Genomic DNA, 23,199 nt, shown 5'->3' with positions numbered 1-23,199 from the left:
CAAAACAGGTAACCCGTGGCCCCAATAGGGCATCTTTCCCCACGTGATGAGCCTGACGGGGACCCCGTTCTTCCTTGCCGCGATCGCCGTGATGGGCGTCGCGGTGCTGCTGCCCCTTCTGCTGTGGGGGCGCGTCGCCGGACCCGCAGCCGTCCGCGGTGCCGCACGGCTGGCGATGGTGCTGTTCGCGCAGGCGACCGCGGTACTGGTCGTGTTCGTCGCCGTGAACAACAGCAGCGGTCTCTACGACAGTTGGGCCGACCTGCTCGGCACCGGCAACCATGTGGTGGCCGCGCCCGATCTGGGCCCCGACGGCCTCGGCGGTCAGCAGCTGGCCTCCGAACCGCACCAGCGCGCCGTGTTCAAGCCGGTGAGCGACCCGCGCATGGGCCACGGGGTGCGCAGTACGACGCTGACCGGACGCGTGTCCGGGGTGCGGGGCGAGGTCTACGTATGGCTGCCGCCCGAGTACAGCGAACCCGCCTACCGGCACCACGCCTTCCCCGTCGTCGAGCTGCTCTCCGGGTTCCCGGGGACGGCCAAGGCGTGGTTCTCGAGCCTCGGGGTGCAGCGGCAGCTGGCACCGCTGATGGAGCAGGGCGAGGTCGCGCCGTTCATCCTGGTGTCGCCGCGCACCTCACTCCTGGGCAGCCAGGACACCGGCTGCGCCAACGTCAGCGGGGTGATCAACGCGGACACCTGGCTGAGCGTCGACGTCCCGACGATGGTGACCGACACGTTCCGGGCGAAGCGCGGTGCGGCCGGCTGGGCCCTGGCCGGATACTCGGCGGGGGCGCACTGCGCGGTGAAGCTGGCTCTCGCGCACCCCGACCGGTACCGCGCGGCAGCCGGGCTCTCCGGGTACAACGACCCTGCCGCCGAGCGTGCTTCCATCACCGCCAGGGACCCCGGGCTGCGGCGTACGAACAATCCGCTGTGGATCCTGCGCCACGCCAAGACGCCCCCGCGCGTCTCGCTCTTCCTTTCCGGTGCGCCGCGCGACGGCTACCGGGACGGCCTGGCCCTGCGCGCCGCGGCCAGGCCGCCGACCTCGGTGCAGGTCATCCCGGTGACGGGCGGGCACAGTCTGGCGGTCTGGCGCAAGCAGGTGCCCGACGTCTTCACCTGGCTGAGCGGCCAGTTCAGACCCAGGATCAGGACGGGCGTGCCCTACACCGGCCGCGTGGCGCCGGCGAAGGGCATCTGATCGATGGGCGCGAGCCGGACCGGGGCGCCCGGGTGCGGGGCGTGGATCATCTGGCCGTGGCCCACATAGATGCCGACGTGGCTGATCCCGGAGAAGAAGAAGACCAGGTCGCCGGGGGCCAGTTCGGAACGGCTCACCCGGTGGCCGGAGTTGATCTGGGTGTAGGTGGTGCGGGGGAGTGAGACCCCCGCCGAGCGGTACGCGGCCTGGGTCAGGCCCGAGCAGTCGAAGGAAGCGGGCCCCGTGGCCCCCCAGGCGTACGGCTTGCCCAGCGCGCTGTAGGCAAAGGCGACTGCCTGGGCGGCGCGGGAGCCGGGGGCGGCGATCGGGCCGCGTACGGCCGACCGGGCGGCGGCCTGCGGGGCGGCGGCGGCCCTGCTGCCGCCCGGGTCCGCGCCCCGGGCCTCGTACTGCGAGCGCTCAGGGGCCGACAGCCGGGAGAGCAGTGCCTCGGCCGTGCGGATCTTGCCCTGCACGGTGGTCTTCTGCTTCTTCAGGTCGGCCTGCTGGGAGCGGAGCCGGCCGAGTGTGCCGTCCGCCCGGGAACGCAGCTGGGCAAGCTGCTGGATCTGCCGGCGCACCCCGGTGACCTCTGCGGCCTGCCGGTCGCCCGCGCGCTCCACATAGGCGGCCCGGTCCAGGTACTGCGCCGGGCCGGACGACAGGAACACCTGCAATGAGGGGTCGATGGCGCCGTCGCGGTACTGGGCCGACGCCGTGGAACCGAGCGCGGAGCGCGCGGTGTTGAGCTGCGCCGTCCGGCGGGCGGCCTGATCGTGCAGGGAGCGCAGCGACTTCTCCGACGCCGCGGTCCTCTCCTTCGCCCCGTTGTACTTGTCGGTGGCTGCCTCCGCCTCCCGGTACAACGTGTCGACCTGGGCTTTGACCTGCGCCGGTGTGAGGCGCGGTTCCGCGTGGCCGACGCCCTGGAAGGCGGTGGCCGACGCGGCTCCGGCGAGGGTCAGTGTCGCGGCGGTCCGGGCCGCGTGGCCGGTGAGCGGGCGCTGCCTGGGTTTTCGGTGAGCGGCCACGGGGGCGTCCACGTCCTTCCGTACGTCCTTGCCGTATCCGCGGTGAGCGGGAAGCGGACACGTGTCCGGCGGCGGCCCGCACAGGGGGGAGCGGACCGCCGCCGGATCTCTCGGCGGTGATGACCGGCCACTGCCCGGTTACGGGACAGCGGTGGGAGCCGGTCACCTGACCAAGAACGCTAAACGTGGGGTTATGGGAACGAGACCTCATGGGGCAAAGTGGCCGAATCTGCCTGTATCCGGCCGCTGATGACCGTACGGGACTGTTTCGTGTCGAGGGCTTGCCACTGTCACAGGCCTGCCGGTGGAAGAGGGGCCGGGAGCGGTGGCTAAGGTCGAATCCCATGGACGTACTCATCAACGCCTTCGTCGGCCTGCACATCATCGGTATCGCCGCGCTGCTCGGCGGCTTCCTGACCCAGATGAAGGCGATGCGCACGGGCGGGGCCCGGTTCGGTCCCGCGATGCTGCACGGTGCTCTGACGATGCTGGTGACCGGTGTCGCCCTCGTCGGCCTGAACCAGGCCGACGGGAACACCATCAACACCGTCAAGATCGGGATCAAGCTCGCGATCCTGGTGGTGATCCTCGGACTCGTCTATGTGAAGCGTGACGAGGACAGGATCGACAAGAGCCTGTTCGGGGCGGTCGGCGGGCTCACGGTCGTCAACATCTTCATCGCGGTGCTCTGGACCTGAGCCCCCGGGCGGACCGGGCCCCCGGCCCGCCCTGCACAACCCGCGTGGCGCGCCCCGCCCCGCCCCTGGCTGCCCGCCCTACCCCCGTACAGCGGGCTCCTGCGCTGCTGCCAGCTCGCGCACCGTCGCCATGTCGCTGAACGGGATCAGCCGGTCGCCGACGATCTGGTACGGCTCGCTGCCCTTCCCCGCGACCAGCACGATGTCGGACGGGCCCGCGGCGGACAGGGCGAAGGCGATGGCGTCGCGGCGGTCGGCGATGCGCTCGTACGGGGTGCCGGTGACCGTGAGGCCGGGCGTGATCTGGTCCATGATCGCTTCGGGGTCCTCGTCGCGGGGGTTGTCCGATGTGAGTACGCACAGATCGGAGTGGGTCCCCGCGATCTCGCCCATCCGGGCGCGCTTCGTGACGTCCCGGTCGCCGCCGCAGCCGAAGACGGTGATGACCCGGCCGGTGGCGAAGTCCCTGACGGCGGCGAGCACCTTGTCCAGCGAGTCGGGCGAGTGCGCGTAGTCCACGATCACGGACGCGCCCTGCGGCGCCTCGAACCGTTCGAGCCGACCGGGAACCGGCGGCATCCGGTCGAGCGCCGTCACCAGACCGGCCAGGTCGTGGCCCAGGAGATGACAGGCGGCCAGGGTCGCCAGTGCGTTGGAGACCGAGAACCGGCCGGGCACGGGAATCGCGGCCGGATACTTGCGCCCGTCGTGGTGGAGCGTGAACCGCGTCCCGAACGCGTCCATGACGAGGTCGGTCGCCCGGTAGTCGGCCTCGGCGTCCAGGGCGTACGTACGGACCAGGCCCGGCATCATCGGCGGGATCATCGCGCCCACCGGGTCGTCCGCGTTGACCACCGCGTGCCGGCAGAGCCCGCCGAACAGCCGGAGCTTGGCGTCCCGGTAGTTCTCCATCGTGCCGTGGTCGTCCAGGTGGTCCTGGGTGAGGTTGGTGAAGATGCCGACGTCGATGAAGGCATGGTCGATCCGGTGGTTGAGCAGACCCATCGAGGTGGCCTCCAGGACCACGGTGCCCACCTCGTGGTCGCGCATGTGCCCCAGCAGATACTGGAAGTCGGGCGACTCCGGCGTCGTCAGCACCGAACGCGGCATCGGGATCAGCTCGTCACCGATCCGGTTCCCGGCTGTCCCGATCACACCGACCTTCGCGTCCTCGGCGATCCGCAGGACGGACTCGACCATGTACGAGACGGACGTCTTGCCGTTGGTGCCGGTGACGGCCACCATGTCCATCGCCCGGCCGGGCGACCCGTGGTAGCGCGAGGTGATCAGGGCGGCGGCCCGACGGGTGTCGGCGACCCGTACGACGCAGGCGTCGGCCGCCGACGGCCAGACCGTGGCGGGCAGACCGGGAGCGGGCTCCTCGACGAGCACCGCGACGGCGCCGCGTGCCAGCGCGGAGGCGACGGCCTCCGGCCCGCCTTCGCGATGGCCGGGTACCGCGATGAAGAGCGAGCCCGGCGAGACGCGGTGGGCGTCGAAGCACGCTCCCGCGGTGACCCTCGTCTCCGGGTCGCCCAGAAGTACCTCGTGGTGGTGCCCGGCCAGCAGCTCGCTCAACTTCACAGGGGTCCTCTCAGGTGCGGCCCGGTACGCGGGCGTCGCCGGAAGCGACACCGGCGGTACGCCGAGGGGGCGTGGGGCCGCGGGGATAGTGCGGGGGGATGGGGGGCGTGCGGGGTGATGCGGATTGCGACGGGGTGTGCGCGGTGGGTGATGCGGGACGCGATCGCTGCGCCGGGCGCAGCGGGCGGGCAGGTGCAGCGGGCGGGCTGTGCGGTGGAACTGCGTCGCGGTGGCCCGCCGTGGAGCTTTGAAAGGGTCGGCGGCCAAGCAGCCGGCGGGTGCTTCCTCGGGCCGGCGGGGGCCTGTGGGCGCAGGCCGGGCGGCAGAACGGGAGGACGCGGGTCCCGTCGGTACGTACGCGGGAGTGCTTCAGTCCGGACGCGTGTGTCCGCCGGTCCGTACGTGGGTGTCCGTCGGAAAAGTTGCTAGCCGTGGCCGTGCAGCGCACGGCATCGCGCCCTGGGCGCTACGGGACCCAGCGAGCGCGGGGCCTGGATCAGGCGCTCCGTCACCGCATGTGTGTATCCCATACAGGGAGTGTACGCGCCCGTGGTGGCGGGCCCGCGTGGACGGAGCGAGCAGCCCTGATCAGCTCCGTCCACGGGCAGCCGAGGCCCCTCCGGGCCAGTGGCGGCGGTCCGGCTCTCCCGGACGGTCCGGACCGTCCGGACCGTCCGGGAGAGCCGGACGGTCCGACGGGCCGGACGGGCTATCCGGGGCGCACGCTGCCGTAGATCGGCATGTAGTAGATCGACTCCTCGCGCACGTACGCGCCCGGCTTCGGGGCGTGGATCATCATCCCGTTGCCGATGTACATCCCGACATGGCTGATGTCGTCGTAGAAGAACACCAGGTCACCGGGGCGCAGATCCTTCGTCGCGATCCGGGTGCCGACCTTGACCTGGTCCCAGGTGGTCCGCGGGAGGCTGACGCCGGCGGCCCTCCAGGCGGCCTGGGTGAGACCCGAGCAGTCGTAGGAGCTGGGCCCGGTGGCGCCCCACACGTACGGCTTGCCGATCTGGGCGCGGGCGAACGCGAGCGCCGCTGCGGCCTTGCCCGACGGCGTACTGCTGCCCGAGCCGGTGCCGGAAGTACCCGTACCCGTACCCGTACCGGTCCCGGCGCCCGTACCGCTGCCGCTTCCCTTGCCGGTGCTGCCACCGGCCGCCGCCTCACGCTTCTTCTCCGCTGCGGCCTGCTCCTTCGCCAGCTTCTGCGCCTTGCGCTCGGCCTCGGCTTCCTTCTTCTTCTCCAGCGTCGCCAGCCGCGCCTTCTCGTCGGCGGTCAGCTTCGAGAGCAGCTCGCGTGCCTCGCTGAGCTTCGACTGGACGGACTGCTTGCTCGTCTTCAGCGCCGCCTGCGCCCCGGTCAGCTTCTCCAGGCTGCGCGCCGCCTCGCCGCGCTTCCTGGCCGCCGAGCGCTGCTGGGCCCGGTAGTCGGCGACAGCCTTCTGCTGGCGGTCCCCGAGCCGCTTCATCAGCTGGTCCTGGTCGAAGTACGACTGCGGGTTGTCGGCGAGGAGCAGGGTGGCGGTGGTGGAGAGGGTGCCCTCGCGGTACTGGGCTGCGGCGTAGGTGCCGAGTTCGCGGCGGGAGTCGTTCAGCTTCGCGGTGCGGTCGGCGACCTGGTCGAGCAGGGTGTCGACCGTCCTGCGCTGCGTGGTCGTGGCCACCTGGGCCTGGTTGTACTGCTGAGTGGCCGTTCCGGCCTGGCGGTAGAGCCCGTCGACCTTCTTCTGCACCTCTTCGATGCTGGGTTTCGGCTTCGCGGCGGGTGCCGGCGCGGCACCGGCGCTCTGGGCGAACAGCGAGACCGACGCGAGGGCTGCGGTGGTGATGCCTATGGCAGGTGCGGTACTGCGTACGCGGGATCGCGGCTTGCGATGCGTTGCCAAGACAGGCAATTCCTTCCGTGGACCGCCTACCGGGTTAGCTGTCGGGTTCGGGCTCGTCCGGAAGGTCGCCCTACGGTCCGTGGGAGTGCTGGTGGAACGGACCGATTCACCCCGGTGGTGCTTGGTGGGTCCCCGGCTCCACCTGCTGTGCGTCGCAGGGTGTACGGCGTACGGCAGGAACGGACTCGGCGCGGACCGCTCGCTCCGGCGTGGTTCGCCGAGGGGGGTACGTGCGGTCCTGAGAGGGCAAGATAGCCAACTCCTGTGACAGGTGGGAAGGCTGATGTTCGATATGCCCGATACATTTCCGTGACCTCGGGTCCGGAGCGCGGTCCGGGGGCGGTGGTCCGGCGGGTCGGCGGGTCGGCGGGTCGGTGGGCAGGCAGCGCGGTAGCCGGGTGTGCCGGTGAGCCCGTGAGCGGGGCCGGTGATCCGGCGGGAGGCGGGAGGCGGGGGTCCGGCGGTCCGGCGGGGGCCGGGGCGGGGGCCGCCGGACGTACCGCCCCGGACTGTCACTGGGTCGGCCTAGACTCGGTGGACGATGAGCAGCCTCTTTGACGACAACTTCCTGGCGAACCTCCAGCCCCCGGAGGAAGAGCCCCCGCCGCCCGCCGAGGACTCCGCCGGCGGTCACACCGGTGGGAGCCACCTCCCGGAGGAGGGTCCGCACGATCTCTTCGCCGGTGCGTGGCCCCCGTCCGACGGGACGCAGTCCCGGCGTGACGCGTACTACCGCGACGGCGCCCCGCGGCCCGTCGTAGACCCTGCCGCGCTGCTCGAAGGGCTGAACACCGAGCAGCGCGCCGCCGTCGTGCACGCCGGGTCCCCGCTGCTCATCGTGGCCGGTGCCGGGTCGGGCAAGACCCGGGTGCTGACCCACCGCATCGGGCACCTGCTCGGGTCGCGCGGGGTGCACCCCGGCCAGATCCTCGCGATCACCTTCACCAACAAGGCCGCGGGCGAGATGAAGGAGCGCGTGGAGGAGCTGGTCGGCCCGCGCGCCCAGGCGATGTGGGTCATGACCTTCCACAGCGCGTGCGTGCGGATCCTGCGCCGCGAGTCGAAGAAGCTCGGGTTCACCTCATCGTTCTCGATCTACGACGCCGCCGATTCCAAGCGGCTGATGGCGCTGGTCTGCCGCGACCTGGACCTCGACCCGAAGAAGTTCCCGCCGAAGTCCTTCAACGCCAAGATCTCGAATCTGAAGAACGAGCTGATCGACGAGGAGACCTTCGCGGGGCAGGCGGCTGGGGGCACCTCCGAGACGGAGTCTGGGGGAGGGTTCGAGAAGACCCTCGCCGAGGCCTACACGCTCTACCAGGCGCGGCTGCGCGAGGCCAACGCGCTGGACTTCGACGACATCATCATGACGACGGTCCATCTGCTCCAGGCCTTCCCGGACGTCGCCGAGCACTACCGGATGCGCTTCCGGCACGTCCTGGTCGACGAGTACCAGGACACCAACCACGCCCAGTACACGCTGGTGCGCGAGCTGGTCGGGCCGTCCGGTGAGGGCAAGGCACCCGGTGAGCTGTGCGTCGTCGGTGACGCGGACCAGTCCATCTACGCGTTCCGCGGGGCCACGATCCGTAACATCCTCCAGTTCGAGGAGGACTACCCGGACGCGACCACGATCCTGCTGGAGCAGAACTACCGCTCCACCCAGACGATCCTCTCCGCCGCCAACGCGGTGATCGAGCGGAACGAGAACCGCCGCGCCAAGAACCTCTGGACCGAGGCCGGCGAGGGCGCGAAGATCATCGGTTATGTCGCGGACACCGAGCACGACGAGGCGCAGTTCGTCGCCGACGAGATCGACCGGCTGACCGACGCGGGCGACGCGAAGGCGGGCGACGTCGCCGTCTTCTACCGTACGAACGCGCAGTCCCGTGTCTTCGAAGAGATCTTCATCCGGGTCGGCCTCCCCTACAAGGTCGTCGGCGGGGTGCGGTTCTACGAGCGCAAGGAGGTCCGCGATGTGCTGGCCTATCTGCGCGTCCTGGCCAACCCCGAGGACACCGTCCCGCTCCGCCGGATCCTGAATGTACCCAAACGCGGCATCGGTGACCGCGCGGAGGCAATGATCGACGCACTCTCGCAGCGGGAGAAGATCAGCTTCCCGCAGGCACTGCGCCGGGTCGACGAGGCGTACGGCATGGCGGCACGCTCGGCGAACGCGGTGAAGCGGTTCAACGTCCTCATGGAGGAACTGCGCACCATCGTCGAATCGGGCGCGGGGCCCGCGGTGGTCCTGGAGGCCGTTTTCGAACGGACCGGCTATCTGGCCGAGTTGCAGGCATCCACCGACCCCCAGGACGAGACCCGGATCGAGAACCTTCAGGAACTCGCCGCTGTGGCCCTGGAGTTCGAGCAGGAGCGCAGCGACGAGGAGGGCGCGGGCACGCTCGCCGAATTCCTGGAGAAGGTCGCCCTGGTCGCCGACTCCGACCAGATCCCGGACGAGGAGGAGGACGGCTCCGGCGTCATCACGCTGATGACGCTCCACACCGCCAAGGGACTCGAATTCCCGGTCGTGTTCCTGACCGGCATGGAGGACGGCGTCTTTCCGCACATGCGGGCCCTGGGGCAGGTCAAGGAGCTGGAGGAGGAGCGGCGGCTGGCGTATGTCGGAATCACACGCGCCCGCGAGCGGCTGTATCTGACCCGCTCGACGCTGCGCAGCGCCTGGGGGCAGCCCTCGTACAACCCGGCGTCCCGCTTCCTCGAGGAGATCCCCGTCCAGCACCTGGAGTGGAAGCGCACGGGCGCGATGGCCGCCCCGGCGGGGCCGACATCGGGCATCACGTCTTCGCTGTCGTCCTCGCTGTCCTCGTCGCGGTCGCGCGCGGGATCGGGTGGAGCTGCCGGTTTCGCGACGCGGCGGGCCGGCGACAAGCCCGTGATCACGCTGAATGTGGGGGACCGGGTCACCCACGACCAGTTCGGTCTGGGAACCGTGATGCAGGTGACCGGCTCGGGCGCGGAGGCGCAGGTCACGGTGGACTTCGGCGACGAGCGCCCGAAGAAGCTGCTGCTGCGCTACGCGCCGGTCCAGAAGCTGTAGGCGGCGAGGCGGGAGGTGTGGGCCGGAACCGCCCGGCCCACACCCGCGGGCCGCAGCCGCACGGGTCCGTACGCGGGGCAGCCCTCAGGTCGGGTCGAGGCCGTGGCTGCGGAGCCACGGCAGCGGGTCGATCGCCGCGCCGCTGTGGGGCCGCACCTCGAAGTGCATGTGCGGCCCTGTCGAGTTCCCGGAGTTCCCGGAGTAGGCGATGACATCGCCCGCCTTGACGGAGCCGGAGCGGATCTTCGTGCTGCTGAGATGGCAGTACCAGGTCTCGGTACCGTCGGGAGACGTCACCATCGCCATGTTGCCGTAGGCGCTGTTCCACTGCGTGCGGACGGTGCCGTCGGTGGCGGCCATGACGGGCGTTCCGTAGGAGACGGGGAAGTCGATACCGGTGTGCACGGACATCCAGTTGACGCCGGCCTGGCCGAAGTAGGCGCTGAGCCCCTTCTGCGTCACCGGCAGGACGAACTTGGGCCGGGCCGCTTCCTTGCGCGCGGCTTCCTCCTCGGCCTTCTTCTTCGCCGTGGCCTGCCGTTCCTTCAGGTCGATGCGCTCCTGCGTACGGCTCGCGCGGTCGGCGAAGTCGTCGGCCTCATGGCTGAGATCGGCGAGCTGGCTGTCCAGCTTGCTGTTGGCGGCAACCGGTTTGACGGACGACGGGTCGGCGGCCGCCTGCGATGTCGTCGCGCTGTCCTTGCCGCTCCCGCCGACTCCGCCGACGCTCGCGACGGCAACTCCGGCCACGCCCATCACGCAGACGGACGGCACGGCGACGGTCAGCAGGGCCGAACGCTTGGCAGGCGTACGGCGGCGGCCGCCCCGTCCGCCCGGGGCGCGGCGCGCGGCGGAGCGGGAGGGGGCAGGCCCCGGACCACTGAGCTCGGCGGCACCGGCGAACTCCGCCCGCTCGGCGAACTCCGCGGGTTCAGCGGGCTCCACGGGTCCGGCGTACTGGGCGAACTCGGCGGTGTCTTGTGGTCCGTTCGCGGCACCGGCGCTACCGGCGCCGGGCTCGGGGGCGGCGGCTTCGTTGGCTTCCGCCGGATCGACGGCCGCGAATTGCTGTGTCGAGTGCGGCGCGTGTGGTGTGTGTGCCTCGTGAGGAACTGCTGCACCTTCGGAGGGGTTCCACGCGGTCGCATCATGTGCACCGGTGTCGTACGCCCCCGTGCCGTACGGATCTGTCCGGTACGCGCCACTGTCGGAGTTACTGCCGGTGTCGTAAGTACCGGTGTCGTAAGTACCGGTGTCGTGAGCGCCGGTGTCGTACGTACCGATGTCGTGGGTACCGATGTCGTGCGGACCGGTGTCGCTGGGCTGCGCGGGCCACTGCTGGGTGGCGCCGGGGTTCTCGAACTGGCCTGTCGCGTTCCAGGCGTTGGAGTCCCACTGACCCGTTGTGCTGTATCCGGAGGGGTCCTGCCCGGCAGCCGGATCCGGGTAGCCGTAGACCTGTGCCTGGGCGTGTGGCTGCTGTTGTTGCTGCGGTGGCTGGGCAGGCCACTGGCCGGTCGACGGGTACGCCGTGCCGTATCCGGGAAACGGGTGAGCGCCCGTGTCCCACTGAGTGGTGCCGTGCTCCTCGACGGACCCCGCTCCGTGGTCGTATCCGCCCCGCATGTCACCGAAGAGCGGATCAACGGCAAAGCTGCCGGTAGGGCTGCCGGGTGGGTAAGCGTCGTATCCGTCATACCCGGCGTGGGGTTGCTGGTCGTTCACCAACGTCTCTCTCGCCTCGGCAGCAGGGCCCTGCGTCGGGGGTGTCCCCGGGGGAAGCAGTGGCGCGACTGTACCCGGCAGTACGTGACGGCGACAATCTTCGGCCGGTATCGGAAGCGTGAGAAACGGGCATTCGGCCGTCTTTCGGCGGGCTATGTGCACAGCCTTGGCCCGGCGTTCGGGAAGCGTTCGAGAAATCGAGCCCCTTTTGGCCGTTCGCTCCTCGTTTCTCTGCTTTCACTTTCCGGCCGCCGGTCAGGCGACCGAGATGACGCATTCCTGAGCCCCGGCTGACACCTCGTCCGGCGAGTCGAGAGCCTGTCGGATGGCGGCAGCCACCGCCGGGTGTACCGGCAGGGCGAGATGCCCGATGCCGCTGACCCTGACATTCGTCGTGATCAGGTCGGGGTGGTCGATGCAGCCGGCCTCGATCGGAATCATCAGATGGTCGAGGTCGCTCCAGAAGCTGACGAACCGTGTGCGGCAGCCGGGTGCGGGGCCGCGCAGTTCCTCGATCACATCGGAGCGGGGGAGCATCTGCCGGGCGAGCGGATGGGCGCTCATCAACTGGGCGATCTGGGTCCCCCCGTGCGGCGTGCCGAGAGTGACGAGGGTGCGCACCCGACTGTCACCACCCAGTCGCTGTACGTAATACCTGGCAATCAGGCCGCCGAGACTGTGACCGACGATGTCTACGTCCTGGTGCCCCGTCCGGTTGCAGATTTCCTCGATGTGGCGCCCCAGCAGCTCGGCAGCTGCCCGGATGTCGTAGGTCAGCAGGGAGTAGTTGAGCGACACCGCGTGCTGCCACCCGTGCCGCAGGAGGGACCGGCGCAGCAGGACGAACACGGAACGGTTGTCCACGAAACCGTGGAGCATCACGACGGGCCGGTGCTCCTGGCCGACGCGAGGGGGATGTGCGGCAGGCGACTCTCCGGGCGGCGCGCCGCGTGGCTTGCTGAGACGGGCCGCGCTGCTCAGGGCTGTACCGGCGGGCGGAGTGGCCAGACTGTCGGCAATCGGTCCGCCCGTCGGTCCACCGCCGGGTGCGCCCAGTGGCAGGTCGGCCTGGCGCTCATCGGTGATGCCGGAGGGGTAGAGGAGCATGTGCCCGGCCAGGATCGCGAGATCGAGTGCGGTGGCCCGTAGCGGCACTGAGGAGAGCTGAACGTGGTGCAGCAGCCATTGGGGGGAGAGGAAAACCGGCAGGACCTTCATGGGGTGACCTCCCGTACGGCGTACGGGGACGGCCTTGTCCCCATGCGCACTCATGGGCGCCACGGATAGAGTCCCTGGCTGACATAACCGTCATGTCAGCTTCCGTGTCACCCACCGTGCACTCGATGGTACGGGTGATCCGGAGCTCTCGCCTGCGGCTCCCGTCGCGCGGCACCTGGCACGCCTGGCGCGGCGGGTGTCCGGATTACCGGCCCGGCCTGCCTGGGTGCAGCGCGTGGTGAATGTGTCCCACGTGTGATTTCCCCCTCCCTGCCCACCGCGAAACGGCTGGTTGCGGGATGCTGTCGATAACGTTCGTTCACGTTCGTTCGCATCGTGCATGGAGGCAGTGATGGGTGTGGTCGGTCCGATCCGCGTAGTGGTCGCCAAACCAGGTCTCGATGGGCACGATCGCGGGGCGAAGGTCATCGCGCGTGCGCTGCGGGATGCCGGTATGGAGGTCATCTACACCGGCCTCCACCAGACGCCCGAGCAGATCGTGGGCACCGCCATTCAGGAGGACGCCGACGCGATCGGCCTCTCCATCCTGTCCGGCGCTCACAACACGCTCTTCGCGAAGGTCCTTGAGCTGCTGAAGGAGCGCGATGCGGAGGACATCAAGGTCTTCGGCGGCGGGATCATCCCGGAGGCGGACATCGCACCGCTGAAGCAGCTGGGTGTCGCTGAGATCTTCACACCGGGCGCGACGACGGTATCGATCGTGGACTGGGTCAACGCGAACGTCCGCCAGCCTGCGGGCGCCTGACGGATACCGGGAGCGGCCCGCAGACCGATCGGGCCGGCGTCCGACGGTTGGCGGTGGCTGTCCGGTGCCGCGCGCCTGGCGCCGCCTGTCCACCCGGCCGTCGGCTGACGGTTGTCCGGTGCCGCTTGTCAGGCACTCGACCGTTGCCTGACGGTTGTCCGGTGCCGCGCGTACTCACCCGGCCGTTGCCTGACCGCTGGCTGGCGCAGCGTGCCACCGGGCCGTCGGCAGCCGGTTGCCTGCTCGCCAGGCCGCCGACAGCTGGACCGTCGGCCCGGCCGCTGCCCGACTCGCCTCCGGGGGCGTGGCTTCGGGGCGATGCGACTGTGGGCCGACTGCCCGGCGTACGGCGTGCCCGGCGTACGGCGTGCCCTGCGCCCGGCGTGCCCTGCGTGGGCCTGCGTACGGCGTGCCCTGCGTGGGCTTGCCCTTCGCGCACGACGCGCCTTCGCGCACGACGCGCCTTCGCGCACGACGCGCCTTCGCGCACGACGCGCCTTCGCGCACGACGCGCCTTCGCGCACGACGCGCCTTCGCGCACGACGCGCCTTCGCGCACGACGCGCCTTCGCGCACGACGCGCCTTCGCGCACGACGCGCCTTTGGGTGCGACGTAACTTGGGGTGCGCCGTGTCTTCCGCACGACGTGCCTTTGGGTGCGACGTGCCTTCGTGCGCGACGTCTCTTCGCGCACGACGCGCCTTTGGATCGCGTGTGCTTCGGGCCCGGTGATCGCGGGCCCAGCCCACCTCAAGGTCGGGCTGACACCTATGCGCGCCCCTGTCCTCGTACCGCGCGCCGCCATCCTCCTGCCTTGCCTCCGGCCCCCGCTTTGGCCCCGCCCGCCTGCTGCCGCGCCTCCTGTCGCCCTCTGCCGCGCGCCCCGCCGTGACTCCGCCCCCTGCCGTGCCTCCTATCACCCTCTGCCCTCCTGCCGCGCGCCCTATCGTGCCTCCGCCTCCTGCCGCGCCTCCTGTCGCGCCGCGCCCTGCTTCTGTCGCTGGTCCGGGCCCTCCTGGCTCTCCTCCTGCTCCTGCTCCTGCTCCAGCTCCTCAGGTTCTGGTGCCGCTGCCTGTTCTGCCGCTCCCTCCAGTTCCGCGCCCATGGCGGCCCGCAGCCTCAACGTCGACACCAACCGTTGGAACGCCTCCGACCAGTAGCCGCCGGCTCCCGGCGATGCCCTCTCGGTTTCGTCCGGTATCGCGGTTAGTACGTCGAGGCGCGGCGCTTGCGCAGGGTCCAGGCACCGTTCGGCAAGCCCCATGACGCCGCTGAAACTCCAGGGATAGCTCCCCGCATCCCGCGCGATCTCCAGTGCGTCCACCACTGCCCGCCCCAGCGGATCGACCCACGGGACGTCGCAGGCGGCCAGCAACTGGAACGCCTCCGACAACCCATTCCCGGCGATGAACTCGGCTACCCAGCAGGCCCGTTCGTCCTCCGGCAGCGAGGTCAGCAGCTTGGAGCGTTCGGCGAGCGAGGTGGTGCCGGGGCCCGCGAGCAGTGCGCGAGACCATTCGGTGTCCTGCTGCCGCACCGCGGCCCTGCACCAGGCGGCGTGCAGCTCCTCCCCCCAGCCATCCGCCACCGGCAGCGTGACGATCCGGGTGGGCGTATGTCCGCGGAGCCTGGTGGTCCAGATACCGAGCGGGGCCGCCTCCACCAGCTGGCCCAGCCACCAGGAACGTTCGCCCCGCCCCGCCGGCGGTACAGCGGAGACACCGTCGCGCTGCATCGCCGCGTCGCACTCGTGGGGTGCTTCGACCGAGATGCGCGCCGGGCCGTCGGACAGGTCCAGGCTGATGCACGTCCGCGCGCGGTCCGCCATGCGACCGGCCAGCGCGGACCGGGGGAGCCGGGAGAGGAGCTCGGCCGCGGTGGCCCGGACATTGCGGCTCCGGTCGGCCAGGGCCCGTTCAAGGAACGGCTCGTCCCCGTCCGTGAGCCCGGTGCGCAGTGAGTCGAGGAACATCAGACGGTCCTCCGCCCGCTCCGTGCCCCAGGTGGTGGTGAGCAGGTCGATCCCGGCGCCCGGCGCGTCCTCCCGTACCGCGGTGAGGAGGGCCACCCGCTCGACGAACAGGCCTTCTTCCCAGAGGCTTTGAACGGCTTCCGCGTCCATGGGGGCAGGCAGCGCCGCGCCGCCCGCCGCGCTGCGCAGTGCGAACTTCCACTCCGGGTTGAGCCGGGCCAGCCACAAGCCGCGTGCTCCGGCGAACTCCAGTGCCTGGGGCCGCAGATCCGTGCGGGCCCGTGCAGCGTCGAGCAGCGCGCCCAGTTGCGAATCCGGTGCTCGATAGCCGTGCCGGAGTGCCGCCCCGAGCCACTGGGGCAGCAGCTCGGTGAGATCGGGCGCCGCGCCGCGTCGTCCACCGGAGCCCGGGGGCCCCGATCGGTCCGCCAGCAGTTGGGCCAGTCTGCGCCTGGCCTGCTCCGGCGGCTCGGGCCGGGGATCCGCCGGAGCGGGTGCGGGGCGTACGGCTGTGAAGGCGGGGAGCAGGCCAGCTCTGCGCCGCACGGTGTGCAGCGCGGCCGCGTCCAGCAGCGCGGAGGCTCCGGCCTGCGCTGGTCTGCGATCGGTGCCGAGCAGAGCCGCGGTGACGAGCTCGTCCCAAGCTGTGGTGCTGACGTCGGTACTGGTCATCGATTCCCTCCTGGAACACGAACGTGGGCGATGTGGACTGTCATGCACTGCGCCGCCCTCGCCCCCCGGTCGGGTCAGCAGCCGCAGTCGCAGTCGCAGCGACGGCTATGGCTGCGCCCGCAACCGCGACCGCGACCGCGGTCATGTCAGCGGCACGGCTTCGGCTGTGTCCGGTGCCCAGGCCGTGAGCGGGGTGAACCCTCGGTGGCCGCACTCCCCGAACACGGTGACCGGGCCTCCACCGGAAAGAGCGGTGAGCTTCCACAGTCCGGTCCTCACCGAGCCGTCGGGGGTGATGGGAAGCGCGGACTGGCCCTCCGAGTCGGCCAGTTGCCAGCCGCTGCTGCTGCCACCGGCGGCGGGTATCGGTATGACGGACGCGAGTGTGACCGGCCAGGAGCCGAGCCAGGGGTCGTCCCGCAAGGCCTGTCCGTACGCGCCCAGGGCGGCTCCCGTCGACATCCCCTCGGGCGGCCCGCCCGCCCGTGCTGGGGGACCGAACCGCTCACCCAGCGCGGCGCGCAGCTGACCGGATCCCGGGTAAGGAACCATGTCGGCTTCCAGCGTGAGGCCCACCGGCAGGGTCACCCCCGGTGATCTGCCCGCGGCACCGAAGTCCAGCAGCTGGGCGGTACGGCCCGACCGCGCTCCGCGCAACCAGATGCGGCGGGTGGTGAGTCTCCCGTCGGTGGAGTCCTGCTGGGAGAGCACCAGCCACCGGTCCCGGACCGGTGGCCCCTCCGCCGATACGGGGAGGCCGACGTGCGTGCGGACCGTCGTGGCCAGCGGCTCAGGCAACAGCTCACGCCCGAGCCAGGCCCTGTCCAGCAGGTGGAGCATCGCGCACTCTTCCAGCAGCCGCGCCGGCCAGCCCGGTCCGGACGAAGGGATACCGGCCAACTCCCTTGCCCGGGAGGCCAGCCCGGGGGCCTGCGCGTCCACCATGCGTGCTGCGGTCTCCTCCCACTGTGCGTACCCCGACTGCTCAACCGCGGCCAGACCGCCCCGCAGCAGGTCGTCGAGCCGCTGTTCCAACTCGGTGGCCCCCGCGGTGACCCGTTCGGCTCGGCGCTCCGCCCGCCGCCGGGCAGCCTCCGGGTCGGAAGACTTTCCGGACCCGGACCCGGACTCCGGCCCGCCTGCGACACGGCTCCCGGTTCCTGCCGCCGCTGTCCCTCTGCGGCCGCCGAGCCACTCGCCGGCCCAGTCGGGCGGCGTCCGGGTCTCTTCCACCGCCGGGTCGGCCGCTGCCCAGAGCAGCAGCAACCCCAGCGCGTGTTTGCACGGAAACTTCCGGCTGGGGCAGCTGCACTTGTATGCCACCCCCGCTGTGTCGACGACGGTCCGGTACGGCTTGGCGCCGCTCCCTCTGCATACCCCCCACACGGCGCCCGGTGTGCTCGCGCACCCCGCTTCCGACCATGCCCCGGACGAGCCCCCGAGCTTGCTCCCCGCCCTGCGTGACGCGACGTCAGGAGCCATTGCCAGCACCTGCTCCGCAGACCAGCGAGCCCCCTGCTGAAGTCCTTGCCGAACCCCCTGCTGATTCATGGCTCCGAAGCTACGTGCTGCCACTGACAATCGGCTCTGAGCTGCGGAAACGATCGATTGTCAGTGCCATGGTGCACGGTGGGAACCACATCCGGTCGATCGATCTGGAGGGGGATCCATGACCGCGTCCGAAAACACTGGTGCAGAGGTTCTGAGGCCGCACGCCGAGGAGGCTTTCGCTCACGAACTCACGGCAATCGCGCGTGCGGACGACCGTCCGCGCCCCGAGCGCTGGAAGCTCTCGCCATGGGCCGTGGCCACCTACCTCCAGGGCGGCGTGCTGCCCGACGGCACAGTGATCACGCCCAAATACGTCGGACCGCGGCGCATCGTCGAAGTCGCCGTCACCACTCTCGCCACCGATCGTGCGCTGCTGCTGCTCGGGGTTCCGGGTACGGCCAAGACCTGGGTGTCGGAGCACCTCGCGGCGGCCGTGAGCGGGGACTCCACGCTGCTCGTCCAGGGGACGGCAGGGACACCCGAGGAAGCGATCAGATACGGCTGGAACTACGCACGACTGCTCGCTCATGGCCCCAGCCGGGACGCCCTGGTGCCCAGCCCCGTCATGCGGGCCATGGCGGACGGCATGACCGTGCGGGTCGAGGAACTGACCCGCATCCCCGCCGATGTTCAGGACACCTTGATCACGATCCTGTCCGAGAAGACGCTGCCCATCCCGGAGCTGGGCCAGGAGACCCAGGCCGTCCGCGGATTCAATCTGATCGCCACGGCCAACGACCGCGACCGCGGGGTCAACGAGCTGTCCAGCGCGCTGCGCCGGCGCTTCAACACCGTGGTACTGCCGCTGCCTGCCACTGCTGACGCGGAGGTGGACATCGTCTCCCGTCGCGTCGATCAGCTGGGGCGCTCGCTCGATCTGCCCGCCGTGCCCGACGGCATGGACGAGATCCGGCGTGTGGTGACCGTGTTCCGCGAACTGCGTGGCGGGATCACCACCGACGGACGGACCAAGGTCAAGTCTCCTTCGGGCACGCTCTCCACAGCCGAGGCGATCTCTGTCGTCACCAACGGCCTCGCTCTCGCGGCCCACTTCGGCGACGGGGTGCTCCGATCCGCCGATGTCGCCGCCGGACTGCTGGGCGCGGTGGTGCGCGATCCGGCAGCCGACCGGGTGATCTGGCAGGAGTATCTGGAGACGGTGGTGCGCGAGCGGGACGGCTGGAAGGACTTCTACCGGGCCTGCCGGGAGGTGACGGTATGACCGGCTCCCCGCAGAGCGCTGTGCGCGCGGCGTCATTGCCGCAGGGTGCTCCCCCCGGGCAGGGCGTCCCCTCCGAGTCGGCCAGCCGCTCGGCGCGCACGGCACGCCGTGCGCCGGCCGAGCCCCTGCTGCTCGGCGTACGGCACCACGGTCCCGGCTCTGCGCGGGCGGTGCTGGCCGCACTGGATGCTGTGGTGCCCGACGCCGTGCTGGTGGAGGGGCCGCCCGAGGGGGATGCCCTGCTGCCGCTCGCCGCGGACGCGGAGATGAGGCCGCCGGTCGCGCTGCTCGCCCATGTGGTGGACGACCCGGGGCGGGCTGCGTTCTGGCCGCTCGCTGAGTTCTCTCCTGAGTGGGTGGCGATCCGCTGGGCACAACGACGCGGGGTGCCGGTCCGGTTCATCGATCTGCCTGCGGCGCACTCACTTGCGATGGCCGAGGAGGCCCCGGCAGAGAACGGCCCCGGCTCGTGTGTCCCTGACTCGTGTGCCCCCGGAGCGAACGACCACGAGCCCGGTTCGACCGCGCCTGATTCGGACAGCCCGGACCCGGCTGCCGCAGGCTCGACCAACCCCGGCGAGCTTGATTCCGACGCCCCTGATTCCGACGCGCCTGATCACCATGCCCCTGGTCACCACGCCCCTGATCCGGGCCGGATTCTCGCGGAGGAGGACGCAGAGCAATCCGCACGGGGGGCTGTGGGGGAGGAGCCCGAGCGCGCCGGCCCGGCCCCCCGCAGTGCTGTGCCCGGTGCCGACGGGGCCGGGAGCGCCTCCGGGGCCGTGCGGATCGACCCGATCGGTGTGCTGTCCGAAGCAGCCGGTTACGACGATGCCGAGCGTTGGTGGGAGGACGTCGTCGAGCATCGGGGCGTCGGCCACGGTGAGCGGGGCGGGGCCGGACCGGAGAGGGATCCCCTCGCGCCGTTCGCCGTGCTCGCCGAAGCCATGGCGGCTCTGCGTGAGACATACGGTGACGCGGGATTGCCCGCGGACCGGGTCCGTGAGGCGTACATGCGGCTCCAGCTCCGCACGGCGCGAAAGGAGTTCAGCGGCCCGGTGGCCGTCGTCTGCGGTGCCTGGCACGTTCCCGCGCTGGCCGGGAAGACCACCACCGTCGCTGCCGACCGCGCCCTGCTCAGAGGGCTGCCCAAGGTGAAGGCCGAGATGACCTGGGTGCCCTGGACACACCGGAGGCTCGCCCGGCACAGCGGATACGGAGCAGGCATCGAGTCGCCAGGGTGGTACGCGCATCTGTTCAGTGCGGACGACCGGCCCGTCGAGCGCTGGATGACCAAGGCCGCGCGGCTGCTGCGGGACGAGGACCGGACGGTCTCCTCGGCTCATGTCATCGAGGCGGTGCGGCTCGCCACGACGCTCGCCGCCCTGCGCGGGCGACCACTCCCCGGGCTGACGGAGACGACCGACGCCATGAGAGCGGTGATGTGCGAAGGCTCCGATGTGCCGCTCATGCTCGTCCAGGACAGGCTCGTTGTCGGCGAGGTGCTCGGTGAAGTCCCGGACGCCTCCCCTGCTGTGCCCCTCCAGCGCGACCTGACCCGGGCGCAGCGCACACTGCGGCTCAGGCCGGAAGCCATGGAGCGGGCCCTGGACCTCGACCTGCGCAAAGAGACCGATATCGCGAGATCCCAGCTGTTGCACCGGCTGCGGCTTCTCGGGGTCGGCTGGGGTGAGCCGGGCCGGGGCCGGGCCGGTACGGGCACCTTCCGGGAGAGCTGGCGGCTGGCCTGGGAGCCTGAGCTGTCCGTGCGGGTCGCGGAGGCCGGGATGTGGGGGACGACCGTGCTGTCCGCCGCCACAGCCAAGGCCCGGTCGCAGACCGTATCCGCGACGGCGCTCGCGTCGGTCACCGCGCTCGCCGAGCAGTGCCTGCTGGCTGAACTGCCCGACGCGCTCCCGGTGGTGATGCGGGCTCTCGCCGACCGCGCCGCGCTGGACACCGACGTAGGCCATCTCGCCGGCGCGCTGCCCGCGCTGGCCCGTTCACTGCGTTACGGAGACGTGCGTTCCACCGGCACGGCCGCACTCGGCGAGGTGGCCGTGGGACTGGCCGAGCGGATCTGCGTCGGGCTTCCCCCGGCCTGTACCGGGCTGGACGCCGACGGGGCGAGTGAGATGCGGGGCCATCTGGACGGCGTCCATACCGCGATCGGACTGCTGCCGGGCGCCACCGGTCTGCGCGATCGGTGGACCGGGACGCTGCGCGGACTGGCAGGCCGGGAGTCCGCCGCCGGGCTGATACGTGGGCGGGCCGTCCGCCTCCTGCTCGACGACGGGCAGCTCGCCGAGGACGAGGCCGCCCGCCTCATGGGCCTTGCCCTGTCGAGGGGAGCGCCGCCCGCCGACGCGGCCGCCTGGATCGAGGGCTTCGTCGGCGGAGCCTCCGGAGGAGGAATGCTCCTGGTCCACGACGAACGGCTGCTCGGCCTGGTCGACGTATGGCTGGCGGGTGTGGAGCCCGACCGATTCACCGACGTACTGCCGTTGCTGCGCCGTACGTTCTCGGTGTACGAGCCGGGCGTACGCCGCACACTCGGCGAGCTGGTCAGGCGTGGGACTGGGGCCGGGACCGTGGGGAGGGCCGGCCGGGTGGAGGAGCCCGCACCCGGGTTCGGGGCCGGGCTCGACGCGGAGCGCGCCGACGCGGTCCTGCCGGTGCTTCGGCTGCTCCTCGGGAACGCCGGCTCCGGGGGCGGCGCGACGGCGGAAGGGTACGGGAGCGACTGTGGAAGCGGCCGGCGGGCCGGTGCCCGGTCCGGTAGCGGAGGGCGGGGCGATGAGGGGCCGGGCGACAACGATCTGGTGGGGGTGTGCGGATGAACGCGGTGGATGAACGGCTTCGGCGCTGGCGGCTCGTTCTCGGCAGCGATGCGGAAGAGAGCACCGGGGTTTCGCTCGGCGGCCGGGACGCCGCGATGGACGGTGCGCTCGGTGCGCTGTACCGCAACGGAGGTAAGGGAGGCGGACGCAGCGGCGACAGGTCGGCGGGGCTCGGCGCGTCCGCCCCGTCGGTCGCGCGCTGGCTCGGCGACATCCGTACGTACTTTCCGAGCTCCGTGGTGCAGGTGATGCAGCGTGACGCCATCGAACGCATCGGCCTGTCTGCGCTGTTGGCGGAGCCGGAGATGCTGGAGGCGGTCGAGGCGGACGTGCACCTGGTCGGGACGCTGCTCTCGCTGAACAAGGTGATGCCCGAGACAACCAGGGAGACCGCCCGCACCGTGGTCCGCAAAGTGGTCGAAGAGCTGGAGACGAGACTCGCCACCAGGACACGGGCCGCTGTCACCGGGGCACTTGACCGTTCAGCGAGGACCAGCAGGCCGCGCTACCGCGACATCGACTGGGACCGCACCATCCGCGCCAACCTGAAGAACTACCTGCCGGAGTACGGCACCGTCGTTCCGGAGCGGCTCGTCGGCTACGGCCGCGCCGCCCAGTCGGTGAAGAAGGACGTCATCCTCTGTATCGACCAGTCGGGCTCGATGGCTGCCTCGGTGGTGTACGCGTCGGTGTTCGGGGCCGTTCTCGCTTCGATGGGCTCCATTGCCACCCGGCTCGTCGTCTTCGACACGGCCGTTGTCGATCTGACGGACCAGCTGGACGACCCGGTCGATGTCCTCTTCGGCACACAACTCGGCGGCGGCACCGACATCAACCGGGCACTGGCGTACTGCCAGTCGCAGGTCACCCGACCCGCCGACACGGTCGTCGTCCTGATCAGCGACCTCTACGAGGGAGGGATATGGAACGAGATGCTGAAGCGCGTCGCGGCGATGAGGACGTCGGGCGTCCAGTTCGTCACGCTGCTCGCACTGTCGGACGAGGGAGCACCCGCATACGACCACGAACACGCGGCGGCCCTGGCCGCGCTCGGGGCACCCGCGTTTGCCTGTACGCCCGATCTCTTCCCTGACGTGATGGCTGCCGCGATAGAGAGAAGGCCTCTGCCGATACCGGACGTGGCGGCGCCTCAGTAGCAGGCGCCCGCAACCTGCTTTGGCTGACGCACACATGGGCCGGTTCGCCGTGTCCCGCGCCCCGCCGCCGGGTCCCGGTCACGCCCGCGTCCCGCCGCCGGGTCCCGGTCACGCCCGCGTCCCGCCGCCGGGTCCCCGTCATGCCCGCGTCCGCGACCCGCCGCCGGGTCGGCCGTCATGTCCCGCGTCCCGCAGCGTGTCCCGCTTCCCGCTTCCCGCTTCCCGCGCCCCGCTTCCCGCCCCCGCTTCCCGCCGTAGGGTCCCGCGTCCCGCTCGCTCGGTGGCAGAGAGAGCGCTCGGATGCAGGGGCCGCGCTCTCCCGGTGGTCTGTCGGCATCGGTCACCCGTACTGGTCACCCGTACTGGCCATCCGGACAGGTCACCCGTACTGGCCATCCAGACAGGCCATCCGTACTGGCCTGACCGTCCGTACTGGCTGTCCGCACTGCCTGTCGGCACCGGGTGTGCGCACTGCCTGTTGCCACTGGGTGTCCGCACCGGCCGGCCGCACCGGGCGTCGGTACGGAGCGGTTGGGGCCGCGCTTAGCCGGTTGCCGGGGACGGCGGCACCCGTGCGGTGGATCGGGGCGGTGGTGCTC

General features: G+C 71.0%; 14 protein-coding genes and 1 riboswitch. Of the genes, 7 read left to right on the top strand and 7 right to left on the bottom strand.

Features of this window, described 5'->3' with window-relative positions:
* The first annotated feature begins 46 nt into the window (after positions 1-46).
* Positions 47-1,207 (top strand): alpha/beta hydrolase, encoded by a 1,161-nt coding sequence (locus OG584_RS12875; RefSeq protein ID WP_405784028.1) that lies wholly within the window; start codon positions 47-49, stop codon positions 1,205-1,207.
* Here the strand turns inward: OG584_RS12875 and OG584_RS12870 are convergent.
* Positions 1,171-2,238, bottom strand: coding sequence for an NlpC/P60 family protein (locus OG584_RS12870; RefSeq protein WP_405777990.1), 1,068 nt, complete (start codon positions 2,236-2,238; stop codon positions 1,171-1,173). The genes OG584_RS12875 and OG584_RS12870 overlap by 37 nt on opposite strands.
* Before the next feature lie 344 nt (positions 2,239-2,582).
* Here OG584_RS12870 and OG584_RS12865 point away from each other — a divergent pair, with 344 nt between their 5' ends.
* Positions 2,583-2,936 (top strand): hypothetical protein, encoded by a 354-nt coding sequence (locus OG584_RS12865; protein ID WP_405777989.1) that lies wholly within the window; start codon positions 2,583-2,585, stop codon positions 2,934-2,936.
* A 78-nt stretch (positions 2,937-3,014) separates the two neighbouring features.
* Here the strand turns inward: OG584_RS12865 and OG584_RS12860 are convergent, their stop codons facing one another.
* On the bottom strand, positions 3,015-4,520 hold the full coding sequence (locus OG584_RS12860; protein WP_405777988.1) for a UDP-N-acetylmuramoyl-L-alanyl-D-glutamate--2,6-diaminopimelate ligase: 1,506 nt from the start codon (positions 4,518-4,520) through the stop codon (positions 3,015-3,017).
* A gap of 709 nt (positions 4,521-5,229) precedes the next feature.
* Positions 5,230-6,414 carry an NlpC/P60 family protein gene (locus OG584_RS12855; RefSeq protein WP_405777987.1) on the bottom strand — a complete coding sequence of 395 codons (1,185 nt, stop codon included), beginning with the start codon at positions 6,412-6,414 and terminating at the stop codon, positions 5,230-5,232.
* Positions 6,415-6,421: 7 nt separating this feature from the next.
* A riboswitch (cyclic di-AMP (ydaO/yuaA leader) is annotated at positions 6,422-6,593 on the bottom strand.
* Between the two features lie 362 nt (positions 6,594-6,955).
* Here OG584_RS12855 and pcrA point away from each other — a divergent pair.
* On the top strand, positions 6,956-9,478 hold the full coding sequence (pcrA, locus tag OG584_RS12850) for a DNA helicase PcrA (protein ID WP_405777986.1): 2,523 nt from the start codon (positions 6,956-6,958) through the stop codon (positions 9,476-9,478).
* Positions 9,479-9,562: 84 nt separating this feature from the next.
* On the opposite strand, the gene OG584_RS12845 is transcribed toward pcrA, so the two are convergent.
* Together OG584_RS12845 and OG584_RS12840 are read right to left on the bottom strand one after the other, a co-directional pair.
* Complete coding sequence (locus tag OG584_RS12845) at positions 9,563-11,203, bottom strand: M23 family metallopeptidase (RefSeq protein ID WP_405777985.1); 1,641 nt, start codon at positions 11,201-11,203, stop codon at positions 9,563-9,565.
* A gap of 255 nt (positions 11,204-11,458) precedes the next feature.
* Positions 11,459-12,421, bottom strand: a complete 963-nt coding sequence (locus tag OG584_RS12840; RefSeq protein ID WP_405784026.1) for an esterase/lipase family protein — start codon at positions 12,419-12,421, stop codon at positions 11,459-11,461.
* Between the two features lie 352 nt (positions 12,422-12,773).
* On the opposite strand from OG584_RS12840, the gene OG584_RS12835 reads away from it, so the two are divergent.
* Positions 12,774-13,187 (top strand): cobalamin B12-binding domain-containing protein, encoded by a 414-nt coding sequence (locus OG584_RS12835; RefSeq protein WP_405777984.1) that lies wholly within the window; start codon positions 12,774-12,776, stop codon positions 13,185-13,187.
* A gap of 942 nt (positions 13,188-14,129) precedes the next feature.
* On the opposite strand, the gene OG584_RS12830 is transcribed toward OG584_RS12835, so the two are convergent.
* Complete coding sequence (locus OG584_RS12830; RefSeq protein ID WP_405777983.1) at positions 14,130-15,830, bottom strand: DUF5691 domain-containing protein; 1,701 nt, start codon at positions 15,828-15,830, stop codon at positions 14,130-14,132.
* Between the two features lie 141 nt (positions 15,831-15,971).
* The gene (locus OG584_RS12825; RefSeq protein WP_405777982.1) at positions 15,972-17,381 is read right to left on the bottom strand and encodes an SWIM zinc finger family protein; all 1,410 of its coding nucleotides are present in this window, start codon (positions 17,379-17,381) and stop codon (positions 15,972-15,974) included.
* A 118-nt stretch (positions 17,382-17,499) separates the two neighbouring features.
* Between OG584_RS12825 and OG584_RS12820 the strand changes: the two genes are divergently transcribed.
* Genes OG584_RS12820 through OG584_RS12810 form a run of 3 tightly spaced genes read left to right on the top strand, consistent with a single transcriptional unit; the run spans position 17,500 to position 22,600 of the window.
* Positions 17,500-18,603 (top strand): AAA family ATPase, encoded by a 1,104-nt coding sequence (locus tag OG584_RS12820; protein WP_405777981.1) that lies wholly within the window; start codon positions 17,500-17,502, stop codon positions 18,601-18,603.
* Positions 18,600-21,443: a DUF5682 family protein gene (locus OG584_RS12815; protein WP_405777980.1), complete on the top strand. Its 2,844-nt coding sequence runs from the start codon at positions 18,600-18,602 to the stop codon at positions 21,441-21,443. The genes OG584_RS12820 and OG584_RS12815 overlap by 4 nt, the downstream gene beginning before the upstream one ends.
* Entirely contained in the window at positions 21,440-22,600 is a 1,161-nt protein-coding gene (locus OG584_RS12810) for a VWA domain-containing protein (protein ID WP_405777979.1), read from the top strand. Before OG584_RS12815 ends, OG584_RS12810 begins: the two co-directional genes overlap by 4 nt.
* The last annotated feature ends 599 nt before the right edge of the window (positions 22,601-23,199 follow it).

This window comes from Streptomyces sp. NBC_00859 (genome assembly GCF_045161865.1).
Classification (GTDB): Bacteria; Actinomycetota; Actinomycetes; order Streptomycetales; family Streptomycetaceae; genus Streptomyces.
This window is presented reverse-complemented; position numbering and strand designations above follow the sequence as displayed.